Here is a 25,830-nt window from a genome sequence, read left to right as displayed (position 1 = left end):
CGCGCCGGGCTTTGTGCGGGTCGACCTTCTGGCACCGTTTGGCGAGCCATCGATATTTCTGCACTATGAACTGTGGAGCTCCAAGGAGGCCCACGACGCTTTCGATGGAGGCCCGGTTCACGCCGAGTTTGCCGCTCGGGTGAGCGATCTTGTGGCTCACCACAACATCCCCGTGCATTATCGGCTGCTGCACACCTACCACGGCGCTGTTGCGCGACACGGCGGTCGCGACTCAAACCTCATTGCGGAGGTACACGATGAACGCTCGCAGTGATGCCCGCTGCCTATACATTGACGGGCGGTGGATGGAATCCACTGGCGCCGAGCGACTTTCGGTGATCAACCCGGCGACGGAGCAATCGATCGGCGAGAGTCCCGCTGGCACGGCGGAGGACATCGCTCGCGCCGTGGCCGCGGCCCGGTCGGCGTTTCCCGGATGGTCGGCGATGCCGGTCGACGAGCGCTGCACATTCCTGGATCGCCTGCACGCTGCGTACCAGGAGGTGACCGATGAATTGGCCGCCACGATCACTGCGGAGATGGGGGCACCGATCAGTTCGTCGCGTCAGGTGCACACCGCCATCCCGGGCGACGTCATCGCCGATACTGCGGCAGTTGCTCGCGATTACCGCTATTCCCAACGCGACAACGGGTCGCTGATCGAACGCGAGGCCTACGGCATCGTCGGTGCGATCACGCCCTGGAACAACCCGCTGTACATGATGTTTCTCAAGGCTCTCCCGGCGATCGCGGCCGGCTGCACGGTGGTTCACAAGCCAGCGGAACAAACACCGTTCAGCGCAATGCTGGTAACCCGTCTGCTCGACCGAATCGGCCTGCCCGCTGGGGTGTACAACCTGGTGCCCGGCACCGGGTCGGGGGTGGGTGCAGCACTATCCGCGCACCCGGATGTCGACCTCATTTCATTCACGGGCTCGACGCGGGCGGGCGCGCACGTGGCGCAGGCCGCCGCCGCCACAGTCAAGCGCCCAGTGCTTGAACTCGGCGGCAAGTCGGCTAACGTCGTGCTCGACGACGCGGACATCGACAGTGCTGTCGAGCACGGCATGCGCAGCGCGTTCAACAACTGCGGCCAGATGTGTGGCGCCTGGACTCGAATGGTCGTGCCCCGTCACCAGATTGACGACATCACGGAGCGCTGTGTGGAGATTGCCCGTAGCTACGTCGTCGGCGACCCTCTGGATCCCGCGACCGAGATCGGACCGGTGGTGTCGGCAAAGCAGCGCGAGACCGTTCTCGGCTATATCGAACGCGGCATCGAGCAAGGCGCCACGCTGGCAATCGGTGGCCTCACCCCGCCGCGCGGCATAAACCGCGGATTCTTCGTCGCCCCAACGATCTTCACCCATGTGGATAATTCGATGGACATCGCTCAGGAGGAGATCTTCGGTCCTGTGCTTTCGATCATTCCCCACGACGGAGACGACGACGCCGTGCGCATTGCCAACGACTCCAAGTACGGGCTACGAGGAGCGGTGTTTTCCGCGGACCAGGACCGGGCGCTTTCGGTGGCCCGCCGAATGCGCACGGGTCAAGTCGACATCAACGGCTACAAGTTGACCATCGACATCCCGTTCGGGGGATACAAGCAGTCCGGCTACGGCCGCTGCCAGGGCAGGTTCGGCTTCGAAGAATTCCTTCAAATCAAATCGATCCAGCTCTAAGCGGCCAGCACACGGGCTGTTTCAGAGCGCCGCGGTAAGCCGCCAAAGCGCTTCGCGATCCGCCGAATTCGTTCGGTCCAGCGGGCTGATCACCACGTCGGTGGCACCCGCATCGAGGTAACGGCGCAGCTGGCGCGCCACCGACTCTTCGGGTCCGACCGCCGCGAGATCAGCAATATCAGTGACACCTTCTCGGGCAATGACGTTGCGGTACGAGGGAATTGACTCGTAGACGCGCAGCTGCTGCGCCGCGATGGCGCGAGCGGCGTCGGCGTCCTCTGACAGCAGCACGGGCACCGCGGCGATCACGCGCGGTGCGGGGCGGCCGGCTTGCTCCGCCGCTCTGGTGATCTCGGGCACGATGAATTCGGCGATGGTCCGAGGTCCGGCTAGATACGGCAGCGTCCCGTCAGCCAGTTCGCCGGCAACCCGCAATGCCTTCGGCCCCATCGCCGCCACGTATATCGGGATCGGAGTGCCGCCGGCCACCTGCACCGGCCAGCTGGGGCTGGCGCTGAGTTCGCTGCCGTGGAAATCGACGGTTCCCGCGTCGAACACGGAGCGCAGGATCGTCAGGTGCTCACGCAGCCGGGTGATGGTGTTCGGCCAGGCGATGCCGAATGCCTGGCGTTCGATCTCGCGTGCGCCCAGACCGAGCCCCAGGCTGAAGTTGCCGTGGGCGGCCGCCTGTGCCGTTTGTGCCAGCGAAGCGATGATCAGCGGATGGCGAGGATTGATGGGCACCACCGAGGTGCCCACGCCTAACCCCGGCACGGCGGCTCCCACGAGCGCTGCGAGCGCGATGGCGTCATAGTTCACCTGTTGCGGCAACCAGACTTGAGCCACGCCGAGTTCGTGTGCTCGTCGCGCCTGTGCGATCACGTCATCGACGAGATTGGGTGCGTCGGGTCGAGCCATGACGACTATTCCGGTAGGCATGTTGGCAACCAACGCGCGCGATCGACTCGTGATTCCAGGCGCCTCGTGGGAGCGGCGGGTACCCCTGACGTCCTCGATGAGTCTTGCGGCCGGCGCGGGTCTACGTCAGTGACGCCATCGAGGCTGACGTGACGAATGGAGCGATATGGCGAGACCCCGGCACGACCATCTGTGGGCATTGGCGCACGCCGAGCGTGCTGCTCTGGCGGAGGACCTTGCAGCCCTGCGCGACGAGCAGTGGCGGCACGGCACTTTGTGCGGAGATTGGGATGTCGAAGAGGTCGTCGCACACCTGACCGCTGCGGCGAGCCTTAATCGATGGAAGTGGTTGCGCAGCATGCTCGGTGCGGGGTTCCGACCTGACGTGCACAACCAGCGGCGGCTGGCCGAACACCGCGGTGACACGCCCACCGACACACTTGATCGGTTTCGTGCCGTAATCCCAAGCACCACCGCGCCCTCCGGCCACATCCCCGCCTATCTGGGTGAGGTCGTCGTGCACGCGCAAGATATCCGTCAGCCGTTAGGGCTGGAGCGGTCACCTAGCGTCGACGCGCTGACGCCAGTGGCTGAGTTCTTCGCCCGACGCAACTTCGCAGTTGCCAGTCATAGCCGGGTGGCTGGGCTTCAGTTGCGAGCAGACGACGGGCCGCTTGTCGCGGGCAGCGGTCCCCTGGTTACCGGATCGACCCTTGCCTTGGTCATGAGCATGGCCGGCCGCGCGCCCTACCTCGACGAGCTCGACGGCCCAGGCGTGCAGCTTCTTCGGTCACGAGTACAAGCCATCGCAGCGTGAGCGGCCGTCTCGCGATTGCTTTGTAACCGAATCGCCTCAAAAGGCTACATCATTAACAACAGTCCCACTGTTAACATCCAGCCGTGGAGCACCCGCCGGAGTCGTTCAGTCTTCGGCGATCTGTTTCCCGGCGCGACGCACTGCGCTACGCGGCCACTGCGTCGGTGCTGGCCGGCATTGGTGTGGCAGGTGCCCGCATACCACCTGCTGCGGCCGCCGCAGCTCCTCAACTGATCGACTTTGCCGCGCACCAAATTCCCGCCGAACACATTCGAGGCGCGGGCTACGCCGGGGTGATCAACTACGTGTCACTGTCGCGGCCTGGCTCGACCTTTGGCGCCAAGCCGATCACCCGGCCCTATGCCGAGTCGCTGACGAAAGCGGGCCTTGTGATCGTCAGCAATTACCAATACGGAAAACCTGGCGGGACCGCACCGTCGGACTTCACGCGCGGGTTCGCCGGGGGTGTCGCAGACGCCAAGACGGCCTGGCAGCTGCACACGGCGGCAGGTGGCGGCCAGAGCGCGCCGATTTTCTTCTCCATCGACGACGACATCGACCGCACCACCTGGAATACAGTTGCGCTGCAATGGTTTCGGGGAATCAATTCGGTGCTCGGCGTGCAACGCACCGGCGTCTACGGCGGCATCGACGTCTGCCAGTGGGCCATTGCCGATGGCGTGATCGGGAATTCGCGCACGCCCGGGCGCCGGTGGGCATGGCAGACGCGGGCTTGGTCTGGCAACCAGGTGCATCCGGCCGCCGTTCTCTACCAGCGCATCGTGAGTACCAAATCGAATCCTGGCCCGTTGGTCGGCGGATATGAAGTCGACGTCAACGACGTTCTGGCCCAAGATTGCGGCCAGTGGAATCTGCATCCGTGACGTCAGTGACTCCTATCGACCTTGCCTCAATCGTGGAAGGTGACCGTCTCTTCGAGGGGTGCCTTGTCGATCCGGTACGCCGCCGCGGGTGAGGACATGTCCGGGTAGCCGAACGAGATTCCGAACAGCAGCTTCATCGACGCGTCGATGCCCAAGACGTCCCGAATAGGTTCGGCGAAAAAGCCGAGTAACGTCTGCGGCACCCCGCTGATGCCATGCGCAGAAAGCGACAGCAGGAACGTCTGCGCATACATGCCGATATCGCCGGCGACGCGAACACCGTCGTAGAGGTGCGGCATGAAGAGCAGGCAGGCATGTGGTGCGCCGAAGAATTCCAGATTCCGACGCATTGCCATGCGTCGTTCCTCGCGCGCCTCCCGGGGGATGCCGAGAGCTTGGTAGTAGGCGGCGGCTTGGGCAACCTGCCGCTCGCGGTAAACGCCGTAGAGGTCATCGACCGCCCAAGGAAAGTCCGGGCTCATTTGCTGGGCCGCCTCTGCGGCGAGCATTGCGCTGCTGACTTTGTCGCGCGTCGACCCCGACACGATATGGACATCCCAGGGCTGGATATTCGAGTTCGATGGGGTGTGACGGGCGTCCTCCAACACCTCATTGATGAGGGCGCGAGGAACGGGTGCGGGAAGGAAGCTGCGGATCGAGCGACGGTCGCGGACGATGTCGTGAAACGGCCTGGCCTGAGGCATCTTGCGTGTCTTCAAATGGGGCGGAATCATGAGAGCGAACAGCGCGAGGCGCCTGGATTATCTAGTGCACTAGATACTATCGCAACAGAGGTTATGAGCCGCAACCGCCGCAAGAAAAGTCACTCCGTCAACGAGCAGCTGTCATTCGCGCTCTACGGCGCGGCTAATCGCCTCGTGCGGATGCACAAGCCGTTTCTCGAGCCCCTGGGTCTGACGTTCCCGCAGTACCTGGTGATACTCGAGCTGCTCGGTGACGCACCGCGGTCGGTAGGAGAGCTGGGCGCCAAGCTCGGCATGGACACCGGGACCATCACTCCGCTGCTGAAGCGCCTCGAGCAGTCCGGCATGGTCAGCCGCAAGCGCGATGCCCAGGATGAACGACGGGTCCTCGTCGATCTGACGCCGGCGGCCGAGAAGCTGCGCGACCGAGTGTGGGCGGTCCCCGGTCAGATCAATACCGCGTGCAATCTGTCAGCAGAGAAAGCCGACGAGCTTCGCGAAGCACTCGATAGGGTCGGCCGTCAATAAGCGGCCCGCGCGCTGGCCGCCGTCAGCGTTAGGTTCGCACAGGCGTGAAGTACCGCGATTCGTGCGGGCGATGATCGGCCGGGCGACAAACCAACTGGGAAGCGGCGGATCTGAGATCTAAGAGCCGCTGGTTGTTGAGCAACTACCTCGCCATGTTGGTGAATCGTGAGTAGTGCAGCTGATGCGCCACCGTGACGGTCTTCGTTTGGCCGTTACGGTGTTTGGCCACAATGAGATCCGCTTCGCCGAGGCGCTCTTCGTTCTCGTGATCGAAGAGGTCTGGCCGGTGCACCAGGATCACGATGTCCGCGTCCTGCTCCAGCGACCCCGACTCACGGAGGTCAGCCAACATCGGCTTCTTGTCAGTGCGCTGTTCGGGGCCGCGGTTCAGCTGGCTGAGCGCCACCACCGGTACCTCGAGCTCCTTGGCCAGCAGCTTGAGGTTGCGCGAAAACTCCGACACCTCTTGCTGTCTGGACTCGAACCGCTTGCCTGAGGTCATCAACTGCAGGTAGTCGACGACGATCAGTTTCAAGTCCGCCTTCTGCCGCAACCGTCGTGCCTTGGCCCGGATCTCCATCAACGTGAGGTTCGGCGAGTCGTCGATATACAGTGGCGCCTCGCTGATTTGGCTCATCCGCCGCGCAAGCCGTGCCCAGTCGTCGTCGCCCATGCGGCCCGAGCGCATGTCGGAGAGTTTGATCTTCGCCTCGGCCGAAAGCAGTCGCATCACGATCTCCGACTTGCTCATCTCGAGCGAGAACATGACGCTGGCCATCTGATTCTTGATCGAACACGACCGCAGAAAATCCAGGCCCAGTGTGCTTTTACCGGAACCCGGCCGGCCGGCGACGATGACCATCTGGCCGGGGTGCAGCCCGTTGGTGAGCTCGTCGAGCTCGACGAAGCCTGTCGGTACCCCGCTCGCCCGGCCACCGCTGGACGCGATCGCGTCGATCTCGTCCATGGTGGGCTGCAGCAATTGTTCAAGCGGCACAAAGTCTTCCGACAACCGCCGGTCGGTCACGTCGTAGATCTCGGCCTGCGCGCGGTCGACCACCTCGGCGACATCGGACCCGTCGGCACCCGCGTACCCGTACTGCACGACCCGCGTTCCGGCCTCGACCAGCCGGCGCAACAACGCCTTCTCCGCGACAATGCCGGCGTAGTAGCCAGCGTTCGCGGCGGTGGGCACCGTGGAGATCAACGTGTGCAGATACGGTGCGCCACCTATCCGCCGCAACAGCCCGCGCCGGTCGAGTTCTGCAGCGACGGTCACCGGGTCGGCCGGCTCACCCCGCGTCGAGAGATCGAGGATGACGTCGTAAATGCTCTGATGTGCAGGACGATAGAAGTCACCCGGCCGCAGCTTTTCCACGACGTCGGCGACGGCGTCCTTGGAAAGCAGCATGCCGCCCAGTACCGACTGTTCGGCGACGATGTCCTGGGGCGGCTGACGGCCGAACTCCTCATTGGTCGGAGGAACGCCTAAGCCAGAGTGCCCGAGATCGTCGACCACGGCCATGACGGCGCCCCACCTCCTCCCGAACGTACGTTCGCACGGCTGTCTCGACGATAAGTCACGGTGCCGACAACTCACCGACTCGACGCGCCGGGCTACCCCGGGACGCTCCGACGTTAAAGGTTGCTAGAGGAGCTGAAAAGCGGTGCTGTTGATGAACCTGTGCATCGCGTGTGGATATCTGCTCTGCGCCATGTTGACGGCTTGTGGACAACTTGTGGATGACGCAAATATTTGTCGGCATATCTGCTGCTAAAGCGGACTTAACGGGCTGTGTGGCCTGTGGATCAGAATCGCTACGGCGTGTCTCGCCGGGTTGCCGTTTCGGGCGTGTTGTGTTGCCTTGAGTTGAGGTAAAGGTTAACGAATGGTTAGATTCGCTGCGGCGTCGCAGCCACAGCCAGTTTGCTGACAGCGTTCGGCTGCGAGATACGCGGGCCGGCCGTATGCCAGAACCCGTGGTGAGGACGTCGACGCCCAAGTAATTGCGATAGCCGACAATTAGCTCGCATGCTGCGGCGGCGGCACGTCGCGCCGCGCAGCAGGCAGCGAACCGAAAACTGGTGCGGTCCAGCCGTATTCGCGAAATGACGCGCGAGGACGGCTACTGCTCGGCGACGACCTCGAGCGTCACCGAGGCCTGTACCTCCGGGTGCAGCCGCACCACGATCGGATAACTGCCGATCGACTTGATGTGCGCCTGAGGCATCTGCACCGTCCGCTTGTCGATGCTGGGACCACCGGCCTTCTTGATCGCCGACACGACGTCAGCCGCAGTGACCGAGCCGAACAGCTTGCCCGAACCACCCGCCGTGCGTGCCGGAAGTGACACAGAGCCAATGCCTTCGAGGGCTTTCTTCAGCTCGTCGGCGTGCTCGCGGTCGCGCACAGTCTTGGCTTCGCGTGCACGCCGGATCTCGCTGGCCTGACGTTCTGCGCCACGGGTGGCCAGGATGGCCAGGCCGCGCGGCAGCAGATAATTGCGGCCATAGCCGTCTTTGACTTCCACAAGGTCGCCAGCCGAACCGAGGTGGTCGACTTCGGCGGTCAGTATCAGCTTCATCGTCGTTCCTGTTCGTGGATGCTCAGCGGGCCGAGGAGGTGAACGGCAGCAGGGCAACCTCGCGCGCGTTCTTGACCGCGATTGCGATATCACGCTGGTGCTGGACGCAATTGCCGGTCACTCGGCGGGCCCGGATCTTGCCCCGCTCGCTGATGTAGGTGCGCAGCAGCGCGGTGTCCTTGTAGTCGATCACTTGGGCCTTATTGGCGCAGAACACGCACTTGCGCGTCTTCACCGGCTTCTCGGGCGCGGGGCGCCGCTTGTTGGACTTCGCCATGAATTTCTTCCTCGACTATTGGTGACTATTGGTGAATGTTCGTTGTGGTTAGAAGGGCGGCTCGTCGTCGCTGCCGCCGAAGGAGCCCGACGCCGGGGCGCTGCCCCACGGATCGTCGTTGGTGGCCTGGTTGCTGGATTGCCGTGCGCCGCTGCCGAATCCACCGCTGCTGCTGCTGCCCCGGCTGGCCTTGTTGACCTTCGCTGTGGCGTAGCGCAGCGACGGGCCGATCTCGTCGACTTCGACCTCGACGACGGTGCGCTTCTCCCCCTCGCGGGTTTCGAACGAGCGCTGCTTGAGCCGACCGGTGACGATCACCCGCGACCCGCGGGTGAGGCTTTCAGCGACGTTCTCGGCCGCCTCCCGCCAGATGTTGCACCGCAGAAACAGCGCCTCGCCGTCCTTCCACTCCCCGCTCTGCCTGTCGTAGATGCGCGGCGTGGACGCGACCGTGAAATTGGCGACGGCAGCGCCGGAGGGGGTGAAGCGAAGTTCAGGGTCGGCCGTCAGGTTTCCGACGACGGTGATCGTGGTGTCACCAGCCACGAGATCCTCCTCGACTCATGTCGCTCCTCGCGTGGACGGAGCAGTTAGGCACGGTGCTTGTCGTGCGCGAGCCTACGCAGAGCAACTGACGTGCGGTACGCATTCAGTGCTTGTCTGTGCGCATCACCTTGGTGCGCAGCACCGACTCGTTCAGGCTGAGCTGACGGTCGAGTTCGGTCACCGTCTTGGGCTCTGCCGTCACGTCGATCACCGCGTAGATGCCCTCGGAGTGCTTGGCGATCTCGTAGGCCAGCCGGCGCCGACCCCAGATGTCGACTTTGTCGACCTTGCCGCCGTCGTTGCGGATGACGTTGAGGAACGCCTCCAGCGACGGAGCCACGGTGCGTTCGTCAAGGGTGGGGTCGAGGATGACCATGATTTCGTATGGACGCATGGGAACCTCATCACCTCCTCTGGTCGTGTGCGGCCACGGCGTATCCGTGGCAGGAGGGTCGCCTGCGTCGGCAACCGGATCAGGTTACAGGAATGGCGGCTGATCTGCGAAATCGCGCTGGCTCGCTCGGGCCGAGCGTGCGCTGCGGTACGCGCTAGACCGGCGTGTCGGCGTGCAGACCCGCACGCTCGCGCACAACGGGCGGCGGGGCGACGGCGCGCGGGCGCAACCACGACGGCAGCCACGCGGGCGGCGCGTCAGCCGTGTTCTCGAAGACGCCGCCGGACGGGTCGTCGATACGGCCGCCGAACCGGACGAGGTCGCGTTCGGGGTGATAGATCTGCCAGACCACCACCGCGCACAACGCCATCACCGCGATGTCACGCAGCAGCACGGTGGCGGTGAACGGCTGCTCCGGCAGACCGCGAGTCTGATCGCCGTACAGGTAGTACATGCGCGGCACCCACACCAGTGCGTCGATGGTCATCCACGCCAGCAGGACTCGCCGATGCGGCAGCGCCAGCACCGCCAGCGGCACCAGCCACAGAGAAAACTGCGGGCTCCACACCTTGCTGGTCAACAGGAACGCCGCGACCACCAGGAACGCCAGCTGCGCGACGCGCGGTCGGCGCGGTGCCGTCAACGCCACGTAAACGATTGCGGCACAAGCAATTACGAAGAGCACAGCGACGACGCTGTTGAGCACCACCGGCGGCTCCCAGAACCCGAGGTTGCCGTCGAAGCCCGACCAGCCGGTGAACGACTTGATCACGTTGTACAGCGAATCCATGTCGTCACCGCGACGGGCGTTGAGCCGGAAGAACTCCGACCACCCCCGCGGAAACAGCAGCATGACAGGCAGATTCACCACCAGCCAGCTGGCCGCGGCGGCTGCGCCGGTCTGGGCCACCGCGCGCACCCGGCCCGTGCGCACCCCGAGTGCCAGCAGCGGCAGCAACAGCAGCATTGGATACAGCTTGGCCGCGACGCCCAGGCCGATCAGCACGCCGGCTAAAACGGGTTTTCGACGGGCCCACGCCAGCAGCGCGCCGATCGCGAAAGCCGTTGCGAGCGCGTCGAAATTCGTGAAGATCTGAAATATCAGTAGCGGCGAGGCGGCGACCAGCGCCGCATCCCAGATCCGCCGGCCCGCCAGCGCGGACGTCGCCCACACCGTGGCCAGCCACGCCAGCGCCAACCCGAACGCGGAGATGTTGAAGAACATCACCACCTCGGCGATCACCGGTATCCCTACCACCTTGGTCAGCGCCGTGTACGTCTTGGCCAGCGCCATCGACGCGTACTGGTACAGCCCGGTCAGCACCGGATATTCCATGTACCGCACCGCCGGGCGCCCGTCGTACTGGGTCTTGGATTTTCCGGCGGAGTCGGTCTCACGCCAGCTGGACTTGTACGGGAACTTGCCTTGGTTCAGCAGCTCGGCGGTGTACAGCGGAACCGTGTCGGAGTAGCACAGCTCGTAGTACTGGCGGTTGTTCTGCCAGTTGGCCACTCGGGCGTCGGCGCTGCCGGTGGACGTGCTTTGCAGGCAGGCGGCCTTGGTCGAGTAACCCAGCGCCAGGAACACCAGCCCGAAGAGGAACATGACCCGCAGTGGCGTCAGAAACCGCTGCCGGCCGATCAGGGCATGCCGGCCCACCGGACCGCCGATGGTCTCGGCGAGCGCAGCGCCGATTGGGTCTGTGCGGCTGGGGAAATCGCGGTCGTCGAGGCTGCGCCGGTCGGCCGCGAGCGGCTGCGGCGAAACCACCGCAGCCGCGTGCTGCTCTGCCGCCTCGTCGGTCACGGCGGCGGTGGCGGCCCGGGAAGCGGACCCTGTCCACCGTTGTCACCGCCGGGCGGCGGCGCCGCGGGAACCGTGGTGGGCGGTCCCAGCGGGATCGTGATCCCGGGTGCCACTTCGATGCTGGGCTGGATCACCTGACCCGGCGTAGGAGTGGGCGCCGACGAGGGCGGCGGTGTCGATCGCGGCGGCGGTGGTGGGGCGGCGGGCACGCCGGCATACCCGCCGATCATCGTTGGCTTGGGGAACTTCTCGTTCGGTGTGCCGTCGAGCGCGTCGTCCATGGTCGCCTTCCAGATGTCGGACGGCAACGTCGACCCCCACACCGGTGAACCCCACTTGTTCTCCAGCGGCTTGTCGCCACGCACCGTGCCGACCCACACGGCCGTCGACAGTGACGGCGTGAAACCGACCATCCAGGCGTCCTTGTTGGCGCCGGTGTCGCCCAGCTGGGTGGTGCCGGTCTTGGCGCCCGATGGCCGGCCGCCGGCCAGGTTGTGACCGTTGGAGTAGCCCGCGATCGGTTGCATCGCAGAGATGACGTTGTTGGCGACTCCTTCGTCGATGCGACGGTCGCCGCCGCTTTCCTGCGTCGACGCGTCGAACAGCACCTCGCCCTGGGAGTTCACCACCTTTTGCACGAAATGCGGGGCGCGGTAGATGCCCGAGGCCGCGATGGTGGCGTACGCCGATGCCATGTCGATGGGCCGAGTCTGATACTGGCCCAACACGATTCCGTTGTTCGGCGGACCGCCTTTGCCGTCCTCGGACAGCGTGTGCTCCACACCGGGGAAGCTCTCGGCAACGCCGGCGCGGTGTGCGGCATCGGCGACGTCGGAGGGGCCGTTCTTCAGTTTGAGCATCAACCGGTAGAAGCTCGTGTTCAGCGACCGCTTGAGCGCCTCCGCGATGTTGCAGGTGCCGCAACTTTCGCCTTCGACGTTGGTGATCTTGATCCCGTCGACGGTCAACGGCGAACTGTCGATCTGGGTGCCCAGCCCAATGCCCTGCTCCAGCGCGGCCACCAGAGCGAACACCTTGAACGACGAGCCGGTCTGCAAACCCGCCTGGGCGAAGTCGAAACCATTCGCGTCGCTGCCGCCGTAGTAGGCCTTGACGCCTCCGGTCTTCGGATCGATGGACACCACCGCGGCGCGCATGTCGGGGTCCTGGCCCTCCAGGTAACGGTTCACCGCGTCCTCGGCGGCCGACTGCGCCTTGGGGTCGATGGTGGTGGTGATCTGTAGGCCCTGAGTGTTGAGCGTGCGCTCGTCGATGTTGAACAGGTCGAGGAGCTCCTTGGTGACTTCGCGCTCGATCAATCCGTTGGGCCCGGTGGTCTGGCTTTCCATGCGGGATAGATCTGGCGGCACCGTTTCCGGAAACACCTGTGTTGCCCGCTCGTTCTCCGGCAGTGCCCCGATGGTCACCATGCCGTCGAGCACCCAGTTCCACCGCTTCTCGGCACCCTGGCGATCCACTGCCGGGTCAAGGCTGGACGGCCGCTGGATGAGCGCCGCCAGCAACGCACCTTCCGCGACGGTGAGCTGCTCGACGGGCTTGTTGAAGTAGGCCTTGGATGCCGCAGCGATACCGTATGCACCGCGCCCGAAGTAGATGATGTTCAGATACGCCTGCAGCACTTGGTCTTTGGACCACTCGCTGGACATCTTGGTGGCGATCACCAATTCCTTGGCCTTGCGGACCAAACCGCCGACGCCGGCACGCTGAGAACCCACCAAAGCGTTCTTGACGTACTGCTGCGTGATCGTCGAGCCGCCCTGCGTGTCACCGCCGAACACATTGTTCTTCACGGCGCGCGCGAAACCGCTGAACGAGAACCCGGGATTGGAATAGAAGTCGCGGTCTTCGGCGGCCATCACCGCGTCGCGCACGTGCTGAGGCACCTGGCTGATGCTGACATCGACCCGATTGCCTTCTGGGGGAACGATTTTCGCGAGCTCAGTGGTGCCGTCGCTGGCGAAGATAGTGGACACCTGATTGGTGCGGATGTCGCCGGGCTGCGGCACGTCGACGATGAGGTAAGCCATCGAGAACGTGACCAGGGGCAGCACGATGAGCAGCGCAGCGGCAATGATCACGCCGCGCCGCACCCACTTCCAATTGACGTGACGCGCGGGACGTCTGGGCCCGAATGGCGGGCCGCCACCGGGCGGACGGCCGTGCGGCGGCGGGGGAGGTGGTGCACCGTCGAGCGCGGCCTTGACGACGTCGACCTCGTCGCGCAGCGGCTCGGTGTGCTCGCCGACCGGCGGGATCACGCTGGTGGGACCACCGTCGACGGGAGTGGCCCGCCGCGACGGTCCCGGTGCCGGAGGTCGGGGCGCGCGAGGCGGACCGAAGGCGGGACCGGGCCGCTGCGGAGGGCGGGCGACGCGGTCAGCCGCCATTCCAGGACGGTTGTCGGTGGCTGACCGGTCGGGACGCTCTCCCCTATTCACTGGCCGTGCGCGCGCCCCTGCGCGCCGTCCGAGTGCCACGCGATCCTGTCGGAGGACGGACCGCTCCCAGCACATACGACTTGACCAGATGATTCCAGCTGCAGGTCCGGCATACCTCCACCACGTGTACCGAGAATTCGTCGTATCGTGTCGCCAGCATCACCAGCTCTTCGGCGGTGCGGGCAGACCCGGATACCGGGCCGAGGTGATCGCCGAACACCCACGACACCAGAGTCAGTTGTTCCTTGCGACAGATGGGGCACATCACCGAACTGGGCTTGCCGTGGTACTTGGCGGCCCGCAACAAGTAGGGGTTCGCGTCGCAGACTTCGGTGACACCCGTGCGCCCCGAATACACCTCGGCCAGCAGGGACCGGCGCCGAAGCGCGTAGTCCACCACTTGTCGCTGCAGTCGCACGGTGACCAGAGTACGTGCCTCCCCCGACGGCCGAAGCACAGAAGGGGCAGCCGATCTATCGGCGCTCGCTGCGCTGCGCAGTTGCCCGTCGAATCGGTGGGCGCGCTCTTACGATCATCGTCGTGGCGACGCGGCAATCGATGAGCACCCGGGCCAAAGACAGCGACCGAAACGACACTTGCCAGGTGCTCGACACCGCGCTCGCCGAGGGCCAGTTGTCGATGGAAGAACACCGTCAGCGGGTCAGCGCTGCGACCAACGCGACGACGCTGGGCGAATTGAACGCATTGGTGTCGGACCTCCAGACCAGCAATGCGCCGGTGCAGTTGCCTCGGCTCAAATCGCCGGGCGTCGGCGCTCCCGGTGCCGGCTGGGGCATGCGGATCGCCGTGGCGGCGGTGCTGGTGCTGTTGGGTGTGGGCATCGGTTGGGGCCTGTTCGGCAGCAGCGCGTCACCGCTGAGCAACGACCCCGGCGCCGCGCCCGACGGCATCGCCGCCGACGTCCAGGCGCCGCCGCGGCTGCTGCACTCGGCGAATGGGCTGAACGGCTTGTTCACCCAGGCCCGCAAGAAGTTTGGCGACACGATGGGCTACAGCCTGACCATCTACCCCGACTATGCGTCGATGGAGCGTGCCGACCCCGCCGACGAACGCCGCACGCTTCGGTACACGTATCGGGGCGGTTGGGACAGCGCTCCGTCGGTGAGCGCGATCAGCGACGGCGAGCGCCTGGTCGACCTTGCGAAGTTCGACGTGCCTGCGGTCATCGGCCGACTGCGCGGTGCGCCGCAGATTCTGGGCATCGAGCAGAAGGACGTGAAGTCGACCTACATGAACATCGAGCCCAGTAAAGATCCGACGACTCCTGACGCAGTGGTGATCGCGATCTACGTGTCGACGACCTACGAGCGCAGCGGCTACCTGACGGTCGGTCCGCAGGGCGACATCGTCAGCCAATACCCGCCGTCCTGAGGCCGCCGTCTGCGCCTGCCCGCGGCGTGAGCGTGCGGTGTTGCACGCCTGGCCCCGGCGTGTCGGTGGACAGACACGCACCCTCGCCCAGAAGCCTCGCGCAGGAGGCTGGCCCGGGGGCTGGCCGCGAATATATCGGCGCGATACTATGGCCCGAGGTGTCGACGGGTCGTAACGGGCCAAGCAAAGGAGGTGACTCGGTGCTGGAGCTCGCCATCCTGGGACTTCTGCTCGAGTCGCCGATGCACGGCTACGAACTGCGGAAACGCCTCACCGGTCTACTCGGTGCTTTCCGCGCGTTCTCCTACGGTTCGCTTTATCCGGCGCTGCGCCGGATGCAGCTCGACGGGCTGATCGCGGAGGATGCGGCACCGGCCGGAGCTCCCGTGCGCCGTGCGCGCCGGGTGTACCGGCTCACTGAGGCCGGTCGGCAGCGGTTCGCCGAACTCGTCGCCGACACCGGTCCTCAGAACTACACCGACGACGGCTTCGGCGTGCATCTCGCATTCTTCAACCGCACCCCCGCAGAGGCGCGGATGAGGATTCTGGAGGGCCGGCGCCGTCAGGTGGAGGAGCGGCGGGAAGGTCTGCGTGAAGCCGTTGCGCGGGCCAGTAGCTCGTTCGACCGCTACACCCGCCAACTGCATCAGCTGGGCCTGGAGTCCAGCGAGCGGGAAGTGAAATGGCTCAACGATCTGATCGCCGCGGAACGAGTAGCCCAGGGACTCGCCGAGTAACGACTCGCACCGCACGAAAACGTCAACTGGCAGGAGTAAGGAGAACCGCTCATGAGTGGCAATAAGACCGGCGCCGGTTCGGAGGTGCGCGTCGCAATCGTCGGCGTCGGCAACTGCGCGTCCTCACTGGTGCAGGGCGTGCAGTACTACCAGCACGCTGACGACAGCTCGACGGTTCCCGGCCTGATGCACGTCCGGTTCGGCCCCTACCACGTGCGCGACGTCAAGTTCGTCGCCGCATTCGACGTCGACGCCAAGAAGGTCGGCTTCGACTTGTCCGAGGCGATCTTCGCGTCGGAGAACAACACCATCAAGATCGCCGATGTACCGCCCACCGACGTGGTGGTACAGCGCGGACCCACCCTCGACGGAATCGGCAAGTACTACGCCGACACCATCGACGTGTCCGATGCCGAGCCGGTGGACGTGGTCAAGGCGCTGCGCGACGCCGAGGTCGACGTGCTGGTCTCCTACCTGCCGGTCGGCTCCGAAGAGGCCGACAAGTTCTACGCCCAGTGCGCGATCGACGCCGGCGTGGCGTTCGTGAACGCGCTGCCGGTGTTCATCGCGTCAGACCCCGTGTGGGCCAAGAAGTTCGCCGACGCCGGGGTGCCGATCGTCGGTGACGACATCAAGAGCCAGGTCGGTGCGACGATCACCCACCGGGTGCTGGCCAAGCTGTTCGAAGACCGCGGCGTGCAGCTGGACCGCACGATGCAGCTCAACGTCGGCGGCAACATGGACTTCCTGAACATGCTCGAGCGTGAGCGGCTGGAGAGCAAGAAGATCTCCAAGACCCAGGCCGTCACCAGCAACCTGCAGCGCGAGTTCAAGACCAAAGACGTCCACATCGGCCCGTCCGATCACGTGGGCTGGCTCGACGACCGCAAGTGGGCATATGTGCGGCTGGAAGGCCGAGCGTTCGGCGACGTGCCGCTGAACCTGGAGTACAAGCTCGAGGTGTGGGACTCGCCGAACTCGGCCGGCGTCATCATCGACGCGGTGCGGGCGGCCAAGATCGCCAAGGACCGCGGACTGGGCGGCCCGATCATCCCGGCGTCGGCCTATCTGATGAAGAGCCCGCCGGAACAGATGCCCGACGACGTGGCGCGCGCCCAACTCGAGGACTTCATCCGCGGCTAGTGTCGTCGTCGTGACGGAAGTACCGGGTGCTCCTCGCGGGCGCGAGATTTCCGACGACGACCTGTTGGGTCTCGACGAATTCGCGCTGCTGCCCGAAAACGCCGAGCAGGCCGGTGTCAGCGGTCCGCTGCCGCTCGTCGAACGGCTGGACGCCGGACCCGTCAGCGCGTTGCGATTCGGGTCCGCGCCGCCACGGGTGGTGTTCCTGCACGGCGGCGGCCAGAACGCGCACACTTGGGACACCGTCATTCTGGGACTCGGGGAGCCGGCACTGGCCGTCGACCTGCCCGGGCATGGCCGATCGGCCTGGCGGGACGACGGCGATTACGGGCCCCTTCAGAACGCGGCGACGCTGTTGCCTGTGTTGCGCGAATGGGCTCCGACCGCAGACCTTTTCGTCGGCCATTCCCTGGGCGGGCTGACCGCGATCCGGCTCGCGACGCAGGCGCCCGAACTGGTGCGGCGGCTGGTGCTCGTCGACGTCACCCCCACCTCCCCGGCCCGGCACGCGGAGATGACCGACGAGCAGAAGGGCACAGTGGCGCTGATCCAGGGCGAACGCACCTTCCCGACCTTTCAGTCCATGGTGGACGTGACCGTCGCCGCGGCGCCGCACCGAGACCGAAAGTCGTTGCGGCGCGGGGTGTTTCACAACTCCAAGCGCCTCGACGACGGCACGTGGACGTGGCGTTACGACTCCTTCCGTCAGGACGCCGACTACTCCGGCTTCCAGCGGCTGTGGGACGACGTACCCGCGCTGTCCACACCCACCACGCTGGTACGGGGCGCACGGTCCGCCTTCGTCAACGACGAGGACGCCGACGAATTCGCCCGCACCGCACCGGGATTCCAGCGCGTGCACGTGGTCGCCGACGCCGGACATTCGGTGCACAGCGACCAGCCGCTGGTGCTCGTCGAGATCCTGCGCGGAGTGCTCGGCGCAACTCAGTCTTAGAAGTGCACATCATGACCGAGGCGGGGACGACCTGGGACGCTCGGGTGGCGCGGATCAAACGGCTGGCCGAACGGGACTGACGATGAGCCGACGACCGGCGACGTCGACGCAGTCGCCTTGGCAGAATCGGCTGGTGCGATGGCAATGGCTGGCGGTCGTGGTGCTGGTCCTGGCCGCGTGCACGGCGGCGCCGCCGGATCGCCGCGCCGAGGTGGACGAGCTCAGCCAGCGGATCCGCACGCTGCCGGGCGTGACGCAGGTGCACACCACGTTCGACGACGACGCGGCGCGCGGACCGGCGTACGCCGAATTCGACGTCGACGTGGCCGGCGAGGTCACCGCCGATCAGGTGGCCGCAGTCACGTCGTCCTACATCGACGACATGGCCACCGACGACTACAAGGGCTACCGCACCGAGCTCGACATCCGCACCGGCGACAACCTGTTCCGCGTGGACAACGGCGGTCGCCCGGTAAGCAACCGCGAGCAAGTTGTCCAGCAGGCGCGCAGCTGGGTAGCGCTGCGCCGCCAATTCCCCGGCGGCACAGTCAGACTGCGCGCCGCCACTGCGACGGTTCCGAATTCCGGCTCCATCCAACTGCCCGACGCTGCTGACTACCGTGCGGTCGCCGCGGCCGTCGGCACCCTGGCCAGTAGCTTCGCCGACATGGCCGGCGGTGAATGGACCGTGAACCCCGGCAAGCAGCACCCTGCCGAGATTCACACCTCGCGGCGACTGCCGACCCCTGCCGAGATGGAGTTGTGGGACACGCTCAACGCCGACCAGTCGATCCCGCACGCCGACGTCTTCACCATCAACGGCGCGGTCACCGGACCGCTATGGGTGTCGGAGAAGATCAGCGCCGACGACACCGCGCTGGCGCTGCGGCTCGCCGAGCAGCACCTGCCGGTTGTCGCGCGACTGCCCGCGCCGGTGCTGTACTCAGCCACCAACCAGTACCAAGGCCGGCTCGGCTTCTACGGGCAGGCCACCGGCCCGGTGACCGTGTCGATCGGCACGTGCATCAGGCGCGACTACCGGCCGTCGCCGCCCGAACAGGCACTGATCGACAGGTACGAGAACTGCCGCCACTGAGCTGCGCGATACCGTGGCCGCATGGCCTTCCCTCGTCGCATCGGCGTCCAACTCCAGCCGCAGCACGCACCGAATTACGCGAACATCCGTGACGCGGTCCGCCGCGCCGAAGACATCGGCGTCGACGTGGCGTTCAACTGGGACCACTTCTTTCCGCTCTACGGCGATCCCGACGGGCCACACTTCGAGTGCTGGACGATGCTGGGCGCGTGGGCCGAGCAGACCTCACGGATCGAGATCGGCGCGCTGGTCACCTGCAACTCGTACCGCAACCCGGAGCTGCTCGCGGACATGGCGCGCACGGTCGACCACATTTCCAACGGACGGTTGATCCTGGGCATCGGCTCCGGCTGGAAGCAGAAGGACTACGACGAATACGGCTACCCGTTCGGCACCGCGGGCAGCCGGCTGCGAGACCTCGCCGAGGCGCTGCCGCGCATCGAGTCGCGGTTCGCCAAGCTCAATCCGCAACCGACGCGGCACATTCCGGTGCTCATCGGCGGCCAGGGCGAGCAGAAGACGCTGCGGCTGGTGGCCGAGCACGCCGACATCTGGCACGGGTTCGTCGACCGCGAAAGCTACCCACGCAAAGCCGAGGTCTTGGCGCAGCACTGCGCCGCGGTCGGCCGCGATCCCGAGTCCATCGAGCGGTCCGCTGGCGTTCAGGGCCGCTCCGAGGACGCGCTGCTGGCCGAGGCCGATGCGATGGCTGATCTGGGGGTGACGTTTCTGACGGTCGGCGTCAACGGTCCCGACTATGACCTGAGCCAAGCCGAGGCGTTGTGCCGGTGGAGGGCTCGCCGGGCTCAATAAGCCACGCAGACAAAACAACTCACGCTAGATTCGCCGGGTGGTCGTTCAGACGCCGCCCGCGCCGGTTCGGCGGTCCCGTTGGCGGAAATTCGCAGCAGTTGGCGGCATCGTCTTCATCCTCGCCGCGCTCTACGCCGGATCGTTGCTCGGGTATCACGCGCTGAGCGGCTCCGCGCGGCCGCTTCCGCCGGCCGACCTGGGCACCACCGACGACACGGTGGTGGTGGTGAACCTCATCGCGTTGCACACCACCGACAACCGCCTCGACGTGCAAGTGCTTGTGTATCCAGAGGATTCGCTGATGGATACCAACCTCGACGTGGTCAAGCAGGACATCGCTGTGCGGATGTACCCGGCCAACGAACTGGGCGACCTGGAGTACAAGAAGGGCAAACCCACCACCGCGCAGTACAAGACGACGATCGACGCCAACGGCCACCCGGACCGCTGGCCGTTCGATTCCTACACCACCGACGAGATCAGTGCCGACGTGCTGGTGGGCGACGGCGACAACCGCGACTACGTGTCGGCGCGCGTGGAAGTGACCGGATCAATAGAAGGCTGGGACATTTCGGCCAAGCGCAGCGGACCGGCCACCCAGTCGGCACCCGACGGCGACAACGTGACGCTCACCCTCCACCGGGCGCAGGGGCCGCTGTTCTTCGACCTCGGCATCTGCGTGGTGCTGCTGAGCCTGCCGATCATGGCGTTATTCGTCGCGATCCAGATGCTGCGCGGCAAGAAGAAGTTCGTGCCGCCGTTCTCCACCTGGTACGCGGCCATGCTGTTCGCGATCGTGCCGCTGCGCAACATCCTGCCCGGTGCGCCACCACCGGGCGCGTGGATCGACCAGGCATTGGTGCTGTGGGTGCTGCTCGCGTTGGTGACGGCGATGGCGCTGTACATCTTCGCGTGGCACCGGCATTCGGAATGACGCCCCGCCCACTGCTGTTGCGCACATAGCGCGAGCCAGCGCGCGAACAACCGTACGCTCAGCGTGTGATCCGCGTTTGGGCGTTGGCCGCCGTGCTGGTGGTGACTGCGCTTGTCGATGCGCCCGCAGCGGCGGCCGACCAATGCTCGCCGCCCGGCGTGCAAGCCGCCAGCCCGCTGCCAACCAACCTCGCCAAGGCTGCCAAAGGCTCGGCCGAAGACAAGTACACGACCGCGACCGTCGAACCGCTGAGCGCCGTCGACGTCACCAAGCTGGGCCTCGGCACACCCGGCACGATCGTCGTCGGCACACTGTCTGACGCCCCGCCCAGCGTCTGCATCAACTCGGCCGGCCAGTTCACCGGATTCGACAACGAACTGCTGCGGGCGGTCGCGGCCAAACTCGGGCTGCAGGTGCGGTTCGTCGGCACCGACTTCTCCGGCCTGCTCGCACAGGTGGCGTCGCGGCGGTTCGACGTCGGCTCGTCATCGATCACCACCACCGACGCGCGCCGCAAGACCGTCGGGTTCACCAACGGCTACGACTTCGGATACTTCTCACTCGTCGTGCCGCCCGGCTCGCCGATCACCGGATTCGACAAGCTCGCACCCGGCCAGCGGATCGGCGTGGTGCAAGGCACCGTGCAAGAGGCCTACGTCATCGACACCCTGCATCTGCAGCCGGTGAAGTTCCCCGACTACAACACGGTGTACGGCAGCCTCAAGACACATCAAATCGACGCGTGGGTGGCACCGTCGCAGCAGGCGGTAGGCACCGTGCGCCCTGGGGACCAGGCCGTGGTCGTCGAAAACACTTTCAGCTTGGACAATTTCGTGGCGTGGGCGGTCGCCAAGGAGAACACGCCCCTTATCGACGCACTGAACGCGGGTTTGGACGCCGTGATTGCGGACGGCACCTGGTCGCGGCTGTATTCCGAGTGGGTGCCTCGGGCGCTGCCGCCGGGGTGGAAGCCGGGCTCGAAGGCGGCGCCGCAGCCGGTCCTGCCGGACTTCGCGGCGATCGCGGCGAGCCACACTCCGCGCGCCAGCACCGCGCCCGCTCCGAAATCCACGCTGGCGCAACTGAAAGACGCCTTCTTCGACTGGGATCTCTACAAGCAGGCGATCCCCGACCTGTTCAAGACCGGCCTGCCCAACACGCTGATCCTGACGATCAGCGCGAGCATCATCGGGGTGGTGCTGGGCATGGTGCTGGCCGTCGCGGGCATTTCCCGGGCCCGGTGGCTGCGCTGGCCGGCGCGGGTGTACACCGACGTGTTCCGCGGTCTGCCGGAGGTGGTGATCATTCTGCTGATCGGTCTGGGCGTGGGGCCGGTGGTGGGCGGATTGACCGGCAACAACCCGTACCCGCTGGGCATCGCGGCGCTGGGGTTGATGGCGGCGGCCTACGTGGGTGAGATCTTCCGCTCCGGTATCCAAAGCGTCGAACCCGGACAGATGGAGGCGGCCCGCGCGCTCGGCTTCAGCTACCGGCGTGCGATGCGGCTCGTCGTTGTGCCGCAAGGTATTCGGCGGGTCCTGCCGGCACTGGTCAACCAGTTCATCTCGCTGTTGAAAGCCTCTGCGCTGGTGTATTTCCTCGGTCTGGTCGCGGGGCAGCGGGAGCTGTTCCAAGTGGGCCGCGACCTCAACGCGCAGACCGGCAACCTGTCGCCGTTGGTGGCGGCCGGGCTGTTCTATCTGGCGCTGACCATTCCGCTGACGCATCTGGTGAACTACATCGACGACCGGCTACGGCAAGGCCGTGCGGTGGCCGAACCGGAAGACCCCCTCGCTGAGGCTCAGGAGATGATGTAAGTGGTGGCCGAGGTGGCACGTCCGCAGCCGGTTTCGTTGTCCGGCAAAGGAATTCATTTGTCGTTCGGTAAAAACGCCGTGTTGCGCGGCGTCGACATCGACGTGGCGGCCGGAAGCACCGTCGCGGTCATCGGGCCGTCCGGGTCCGGCAAGTCGACGCTGCTGCGCACCCTCAATCGCCTCTACGAACCGGACCGCGGTGACATCCTGCTCGATGGCCGGTCGGTGCTCGAGGACAACCCCGACAAGTTGCGACAGCGGATCGGGATGGTGTTCCAGAACTTCAACCTGTTTCCGCACCGCACCGTGATTGACAACGTGATGCTGGCACCGCGCAAGCTCAAACGGCTGTCGGCAGAGGCCGCCCGCGAGCTTGCGCTGGCACAGCTGGACCGAGTTGGCTTGCGGCACAAGGCCGACGTGCGGCCCGCGACGTTGTCGGGTGGCCAGCAGCAGCGGGTCGCGATTGCGCGGGCATTGGCGATGGCACCGCAGGTGATGTTCTTCGACGAAGCGACATCGGCGCTCGATCCGGAACTGGTGAAGGGCATTTTGGCGTTGATCGCCGACCTGGGCTCCGAGGGTATGACGATGATCGTGGTCACCCACGAGATGGGCTTCGCCCGCTCGGCGTCGGACGCCGTGGTCTTCATGGACCACGGCCGGGTGGTGGAATCCGGTCCGCCAGAGCGCATTTTCGACGCACCCGAGACTGAGCGTCTACAACGGTTTCTGTCGCAGCTGTTATGACTTTCAAAGATATTGCCGGATAGGGTCCTGGCAGCCACCGACAGGTTAGACTGGCGAATTATGGTCGAGACCGAGCAGCAGGTCACCGAGCTGGCCGAAGGGCTGCACCGGGTGCTCTCCAAGCTGTTCTCGGTACTGCGCCGGGGCGACACCACCCGGGTGGCGACCGGTGACCTGACGCTGGCGCAGCTGTCGATATTGGTGACGCTGATCGACCGCGGACCGATCCGCATGACGGAGTTGGCCGCCCACGAGCGGGTGCGCACCCCGACCACCACCGTGGCTATCCGCCGGCTCGAGAAGCTCGGCCTGGTGAAGCGGTCGAAGGACCCGTCCGACCTGCGCGCCGTGCTTGTCGACATCACCGAGAAAGGCCTGGCCGTGCATCGGGAATCGCTGGCGAACCGGCGCGCTGCGCTGGCCGAGATGCTCGCCGCCCTGTCGACCGAAGACCGCGAACTGCTGGCCCGGGCGCTCGCACCGCTGGAGCGGCTGGGCGGCCAGTCCACCACGTAGCTTCAACCGAGCCAGTCCAACACCGCTGCGGCGGTCCAGGACTGCTGCATGCTGCCCAGCGGCTCGCCGGTGAAGGGCTCGTAGTATTCCGCGAACGTGCCGTCGCTGGCTTGGCGCAATCCCTCTCTGCACAATGTGCGCGAGCGTTCGGCCCAGCCCCGCCGCGCAAACGCCCACGAGAACAACCACGTCATCACCGGCCAGACCGGCCCGCGCCAATACTCCCGCGGCCGGAAGTCGCGGGAAACCGGCGACGTCGACGGGATCAGCGCGTACTTCAGATCGGGATGGCCGCAGAACCTCGGGCCCTCCAACAACCGCAGCAGCGCGCGCTCCCGGTCGTGCGGCAAGCCTCCGCATAACAGCGGGGCGAATTGGGCCACGGTCTCGGTGACGATCCACTTGTTCGCGCGGACATCGAAATCCCTTGCCGCCCCGGTTCTTTCGTCTGCGGTTTCGACCACTCCGGCGCGGAAGCGTTCGGCCCAGCTGTACAGGTCTTTGATGTCGGCGTTCGGCCGGTGGTAGTCCTCGCCGATGTTGGCCAGCACCTCACACGCCAGCGAGAAGATCGCGGAGACGAACACGTCCTCGACGACGAAGCTCATCACCGTCGGCAACTGTTCGTCGTCGTAGCGGACGGATTTCATCTCCTCGAGCAACCACAGGTAGCGGTCGTATTCGCTGTCGGTGGGCCGCTGCGACGGGTCGAGCACGATCATGTTGTCTTTGCGTCGATATGGCGGGACCGCACCAGGTGACACGTTGGCGTAGGCGGCATCCCACCGCGGTGAGTTGTCCATTCCGGATTCCCAGCCGTGATACAGCGTGATGCGGCCGCGGCTGCGCTGATCGCGCGCCTCGGCGAGCCATCGGTGCCAACGGACCAAGTCGTCCCAGCGGCGGTCCAGAAATGCCTCGGCGACCTGCCGCGTGGAGCGGCCGCGCCGACGGGCGTGATCGAGGATGCGCTCGACGGCGATCGCGTGCACCGGCGGCTGGGTGATGCCCGACGTCTGAAGATGTGCCGGGGCATGTGCGGCCAACTCGGAACAGGCCCAGCGGGCCGGACCGGGGAAATAGCCGTCTACGTCGTTGGCGAACACGATGTGCGGGATCATCCCGTTCGCCCACTGCGCCGACAGAAGCGTGTCCAGTTCGACGACCGCGCGCTCGACGCTCAGCGGCGCCAGACCCACCGCGACGAACGCCGCGTCCCAGCTCCACATGTGCGGGTACAGCAGCGGCGCGGCCGTCGTCATCACACCCAGGTCGTTGCCGCGCAGCAGGTACGCCGCTCGTGCGGCGAGCTGCGTCGGCGAGAAGCTGGGATCGGGCGCCATCGGTTCTATGATGCGGCCGGCCACGCCCGCTCGCTTGCCAAGCGAGCCGATAGGGTGGCCCGCATGCCGACCGCGCTGATCACCGGGGCCGGCGGCGGCCTCGGGTCCGCCATCGCCGACGCCCTCGCTCCCACACATACGCTGCTGCTCGCGGGGCGGCCGTCCGAGCGGCTAAACGCCGTCGCGGGGCGGGTGGGCGCTTCTGTGGTGGCATTGGATCTGACCGACGCCGACGCGCTCGATCTCGACGTCGGCGAGGAGCTCGACGTGCTGGTGCACAACGCCGGGGTGGCGTTTCCGGACCGGCTCGCCGATTCACGCATCGCCGACTGGCGAACGACATTCGAGATCAACGTGATCGGCGCAGTGGCGCTGACCCATGCGCTGCTGCCTGCGCTTCGCCGCGCGAAAGGGCAAGTGCTGTTCGTGAATTCGGGTGCGGGGCTGCATGTGTTGCCTGGAATGGCGTCATACTCGGCGAGCAAGTTCGCGCTGCGTGCGTACGCGGATTCGCTGCGGGCGGAGGAGCCGTCGTTGCGGGTGACGTCGGTACACCCGGGCCGTATTGCCACCGACATGCAGCGTCAGCTCCGCGAATTCGAAGGCGGCGACTACGATCCCGCGAATTACCTACGGCCCGAGACGGTTGCCCGGGCGATCGCCGACATCGTCGCCACCCCGCCGGACGGACACGTGCACGAGGTCATGATCCGTCACCGCGGCTGACGCT

General features: G+C 65.9%; 27 protein-coding genes. 16 read left to right on the top strand and 11 right to left on the bottom strand.

Translation table 11 applies throughout. From position 1 onward, the window contains the following. Positions 1–274 (top strand): putative quinol monooxygenase (locus tag AC5Y39_RS14950; protein WP_500017546.1); only part of this gene is annotated, 274 nt, incomplete at its 5' end. After that, the gene (locus AC5Y39_RS14945; protein WP_500048239.1) at positions 258–1,685 is read left to right on the top strand and encodes an aldehyde dehydrogenase family protein; all 1,428 of its coding nucleotides are present in this window, start codon (positions 258–260) and stop codon (positions 1,683–1,685) included. The genes AC5Y39_RS14950 and AC5Y39_RS14945, both read left to right, overlap by 17 nt. Before the next feature lie 21 nt (positions 1,686–1,706). On the opposite strand, the gene AC5Y39_RS14940 is transcribed toward AC5Y39_RS14945, so the two are convergent. After that, positions 1,707–2,624: an LLM class F420-dependent oxidoreductase gene (locus tag AC5Y39_RS14940; RefSeq protein ID WP_500017550.1), complete on the bottom strand. Its 918-nt coding sequence runs from the start codon at positions 2,622–2,624 to the stop codon at positions 1,707–1,709. Between the two features lie 145 nt (positions 2,625–2,769). On the opposite strand from AC5Y39_RS14940, the gene AC5Y39_RS14935 reads away from it, so the two are divergent. Together AC5Y39_RS14935 and AC5Y39_RS14930 are read left to right on the top strand one after the other, a co-directional pair. Further along, positions 2,770–3,420 (top strand): maleylpyruvate isomerase family mycothiol-dependent enzyme, encoded by a 651-nt coding sequence (locus tag AC5Y39_RS14935; protein WP_500017552.1) that lies wholly within the window; start codon positions 2,770–2,772, stop codon positions 3,418–3,420. 83 nt (positions 3,421–3,503) lie between these two features. Then, positions 3,504–4,304 (top strand): DUF1906 domain-containing protein, encoded by an 801-nt coding sequence (locus AC5Y39_RS14930; RefSeq protein WP_500017554.1) that lies wholly within the window; start codon positions 3,504–3,506, stop codon positions 4,302–4,304. 26 nt (positions 4,305–4,330) lie between these two features. On the opposite strand, the gene AC5Y39_RS14925 is transcribed toward AC5Y39_RS14930, so the two are convergent. Next, entirely contained in the window at positions 4,331–5,023 is a 693-nt protein-coding gene (locus AC5Y39_RS14925; RefSeq protein WP_500048238.1) for a nitroreductase, read from the bottom strand. A 78-nt stretch (positions 5,024–5,101) separates the two neighbouring features. Between AC5Y39_RS14925 and AC5Y39_RS14920 the strand changes: the two genes are divergently transcribed. After that, positions 5,102–5,536 carry a MarR family winged helix-turn-helix transcriptional regulator gene (locus AC5Y39_RS14920; RefSeq protein ID WP_500017558.1) on the top strand — a complete coding sequence of 145 codons (435 nt, stop codon included), beginning with the start codon at positions 5,102–5,104 and terminating at the stop codon, positions 5,534–5,536. Between the two features lie 142 nt (positions 5,537–5,678). Here AC5Y39_RS14920 and dnaB read toward each other — a convergent pair whose 3' ends face one another. The 8 genes from dnaB to AC5Y39_RS14880 form a co-directional block, all read right to left on the bottom strand. Beyond that, positions 5,679–7,061 (bottom strand): replicative DNA helicase, encoded by a 1,383-nt coding sequence (dnaB, locus tag AC5Y39_RS14915; RefSeq protein ID WP_499904483.1) that lies wholly within the window; start codon positions 7,059–7,061, stop codon positions 5,679–5,681. A gap of 601 nt (positions 7,062–7,662) precedes the next feature. Further along, positions 7,663–8,121: a 50S ribosomal protein L9 gene (gene rplI, locus AC5Y39_RS14910; protein WP_500017560.1), complete on the bottom strand. Its 459-nt coding sequence runs from the start codon at positions 8,119–8,121 to the stop codon at positions 7,663–7,665. A gap of 22 nt (positions 8,122–8,143) precedes the next feature. Beyond that, complete coding sequence (gene rpsR / locus AC5Y39_RS14905; RefSeq protein WP_499904479.1) at positions 8,144–8,398, bottom strand: 30S ribosomal protein S18; 255 nt, start codon at positions 8,396–8,398, stop codon at positions 8,144–8,146. Positions 8,399–8,446: 48 nt separating this feature from the next. After that, entirely contained in the window at positions 8,447–8,944 is a 498-nt protein-coding gene (locus AC5Y39_RS14900) for a single-stranded DNA-binding protein (protein ID WP_500017562.1), read from the bottom strand. A gap of 103 nt (positions 8,945–9,047) precedes the next feature. After that, positions 9,048–9,338 (bottom strand): 30S ribosomal protein S6, encoded by a 291-nt coding sequence (gene rpsF / locus AC5Y39_RS14895; protein ID WP_499904475.1) that lies wholly within the window; start codon positions 9,336–9,338, stop codon positions 9,048–9,050. A gap of 154 nt (positions 9,339–9,492) precedes the next feature. After that, a complete protein-coding gene (locus tag AC5Y39_RS14890; protein WP_500017945.1) occupies positions 9,493–11,109 on the bottom strand; it encodes a glycosyltransferase family 87 protein in 1,617 nt (538 codons plus the stop codon). A gap of 32 nt (positions 11,110–11,141) precedes the next feature. Beyond that, positions 11,142–13,553, bottom strand: a complete 2,412-nt coding sequence (locus AC5Y39_RS14885) for a transglycosylase domain-containing protein (RefSeq protein ID WP_500017564.1) — start codon at positions 13,551–13,553, stop codon at positions 11,142–11,144. A 43-nt stretch (positions 13,554–13,596) separates the two neighbouring features. Then, on the bottom strand, positions 13,597–14,022 hold the full coding sequence (locus AC5Y39_RS14880) for a DUF5318 family protein (RefSeq protein WP_500017566.1): 426 nt from the start codon (positions 14,020–14,022) through the stop codon (positions 13,597–13,599). A 122-nt stretch (positions 14,023–14,144) separates the two neighbouring features. Here AC5Y39_RS14880 and AC5Y39_RS14875 point away from each other — a divergent pair, with 122 nt between their 5' ends. The 10 genes from AC5Y39_RS14875 to AC5Y39_RS14830 all read left to right on the top strand — a co-directional run bounded on the left by AC5Y39_RS14875 (position 14,145) and on the right by AC5Y39_RS14830 (position 23,757). Continuing rightward, positions 14,145–14,996 carry a DUF1707 SHOCT-like domain-containing protein gene (locus AC5Y39_RS14875; RefSeq protein ID WP_500017568.1) on the top strand — a complete coding sequence of 284 codons (852 nt, stop codon included), beginning with the start codon at positions 14,145–14,147 and terminating at the stop codon, positions 14,994–14,996. Between the two features lie 200 nt (positions 14,997–15,196). Beyond that, complete coding sequence (locus tag AC5Y39_RS14870; RefSeq protein WP_499904467.1) at positions 15,197–15,733, top strand: PadR family transcriptional regulator; 537 nt, start codon at positions 15,197–15,199, stop codon at positions 15,731–15,733. 51 nt (positions 15,734–15,784) lie between these two features. Next, complete coding sequence (locus AC5Y39_RS14865) at positions 15,785–16,876, top strand: inositol-3-phosphate synthase (protein WP_500017570.1); 1,092 nt, start codon at positions 15,785–15,787, stop codon at positions 16,874–16,876. 10 nt (positions 16,877–16,886) lie between these two features. Then, complete coding sequence (locus tag AC5Y39_RS14860; protein WP_500017572.1) at positions 16,887–17,831, top strand: Rv0045c family esterase; 945 nt, start codon at positions 16,887–16,889, stop codon at positions 17,829–17,831. Positions 17,832–17,913: 82 nt separating this feature from the next. Then, complete coding sequence (locus tag AC5Y39_RS14855; protein ID WP_500017574.1) at positions 17,914–18,927, top strand: hypothetical protein; 1,014 nt, start codon at positions 17,914–17,916, stop codon at positions 18,925–18,927. Positions 18,928–18,948: 21 nt separating this feature from the next. Beyond that, positions 18,949–19,740: an LLM class F420-dependent oxidoreductase gene (locus AC5Y39_RS14850; protein WP_500017575.1), complete on the top strand. Its 792-nt coding sequence runs from the start codon at positions 18,949–18,951 to the stop codon at positions 19,738–19,740. 37 nt (positions 19,741–19,777) lie between these two features. Next, positions 19,778–20,674 carry a DUF4436 domain-containing protein gene (locus tag AC5Y39_RS14845; protein WP_500017577.1) on the top strand — a complete coding sequence of 299 codons (897 nt, stop codon included), beginning with the start codon at positions 19,778–19,780 and terminating at the stop codon, positions 20,672–20,674. 68 nt (positions 20,675–20,742) lie between these two features. Next, on the top strand, positions 20,743–22,491 hold the full coding sequence (locus AC5Y39_RS14840; protein WP_500017947.1) for an ABC transporter substrate-binding protein/permease: 1,749 nt from the start codon (positions 20,743–20,745) through the stop codon (positions 22,489–22,491). A 12-nt stretch (positions 22,492–22,503) separates the two neighbouring features. Beyond that, positions 22,504–23,241 carry an amino acid ABC transporter ATP-binding protein gene (locus tag AC5Y39_RS14835; RefSeq protein WP_500017949.1) on the top strand — a complete coding sequence of 246 codons (738 nt, stop codon included), beginning with the start codon at positions 22,504–22,506 and terminating at the stop codon, positions 23,239–23,241. 60 nt (positions 23,242–23,301) lie between these two features. Then, on the top strand, positions 23,302–23,757 hold the full coding sequence (locus tag AC5Y39_RS14830; RefSeq protein WP_500017579.1) for a MarR family winged helix-turn-helix transcriptional regulator: 456 nt from the start codon (positions 23,302–23,304) through the stop codon (positions 23,755–23,757). 2 nt (positions 23,758–23,759) lie between these two features. Here AC5Y39_RS14830 and ggh read toward each other — a convergent pair whose 3' ends face one another. Beyond that, a complete protein-coding gene (gene ggh / locus AC5Y39_RS14825) occupies positions 23,760–25,100 on the bottom strand; it encodes a glucosylglycerate hydrolase (RefSeq protein ID WP_500017581.1) in 1,341 nt (446 codons plus the stop codon). Between the two features lie 63 nt (positions 25,101–25,163). On the opposite strand from ggh, the gene AC5Y39_RS14820 reads away from it, so the two are divergent. Continuing rightward, the gene (locus AC5Y39_RS14820) at positions 25,164–25,826 is read left to right on the top strand and encodes an SDR family oxidoreductase (protein ID WP_500017583.1); all 663 of its coding nucleotides are present in this window, start codon (positions 25,164–25,166) and stop codon (positions 25,824–25,826) included. Positions 25,827–25,830 lie beyond the last annotated feature (4 nt).

The sequence above is a fragment of the Mycobacterium sp. NGS39 genome, from assembly GCF_059812765.1.
This window is presented reverse-complemented; position numbering and strand designations above follow the sequence as displayed.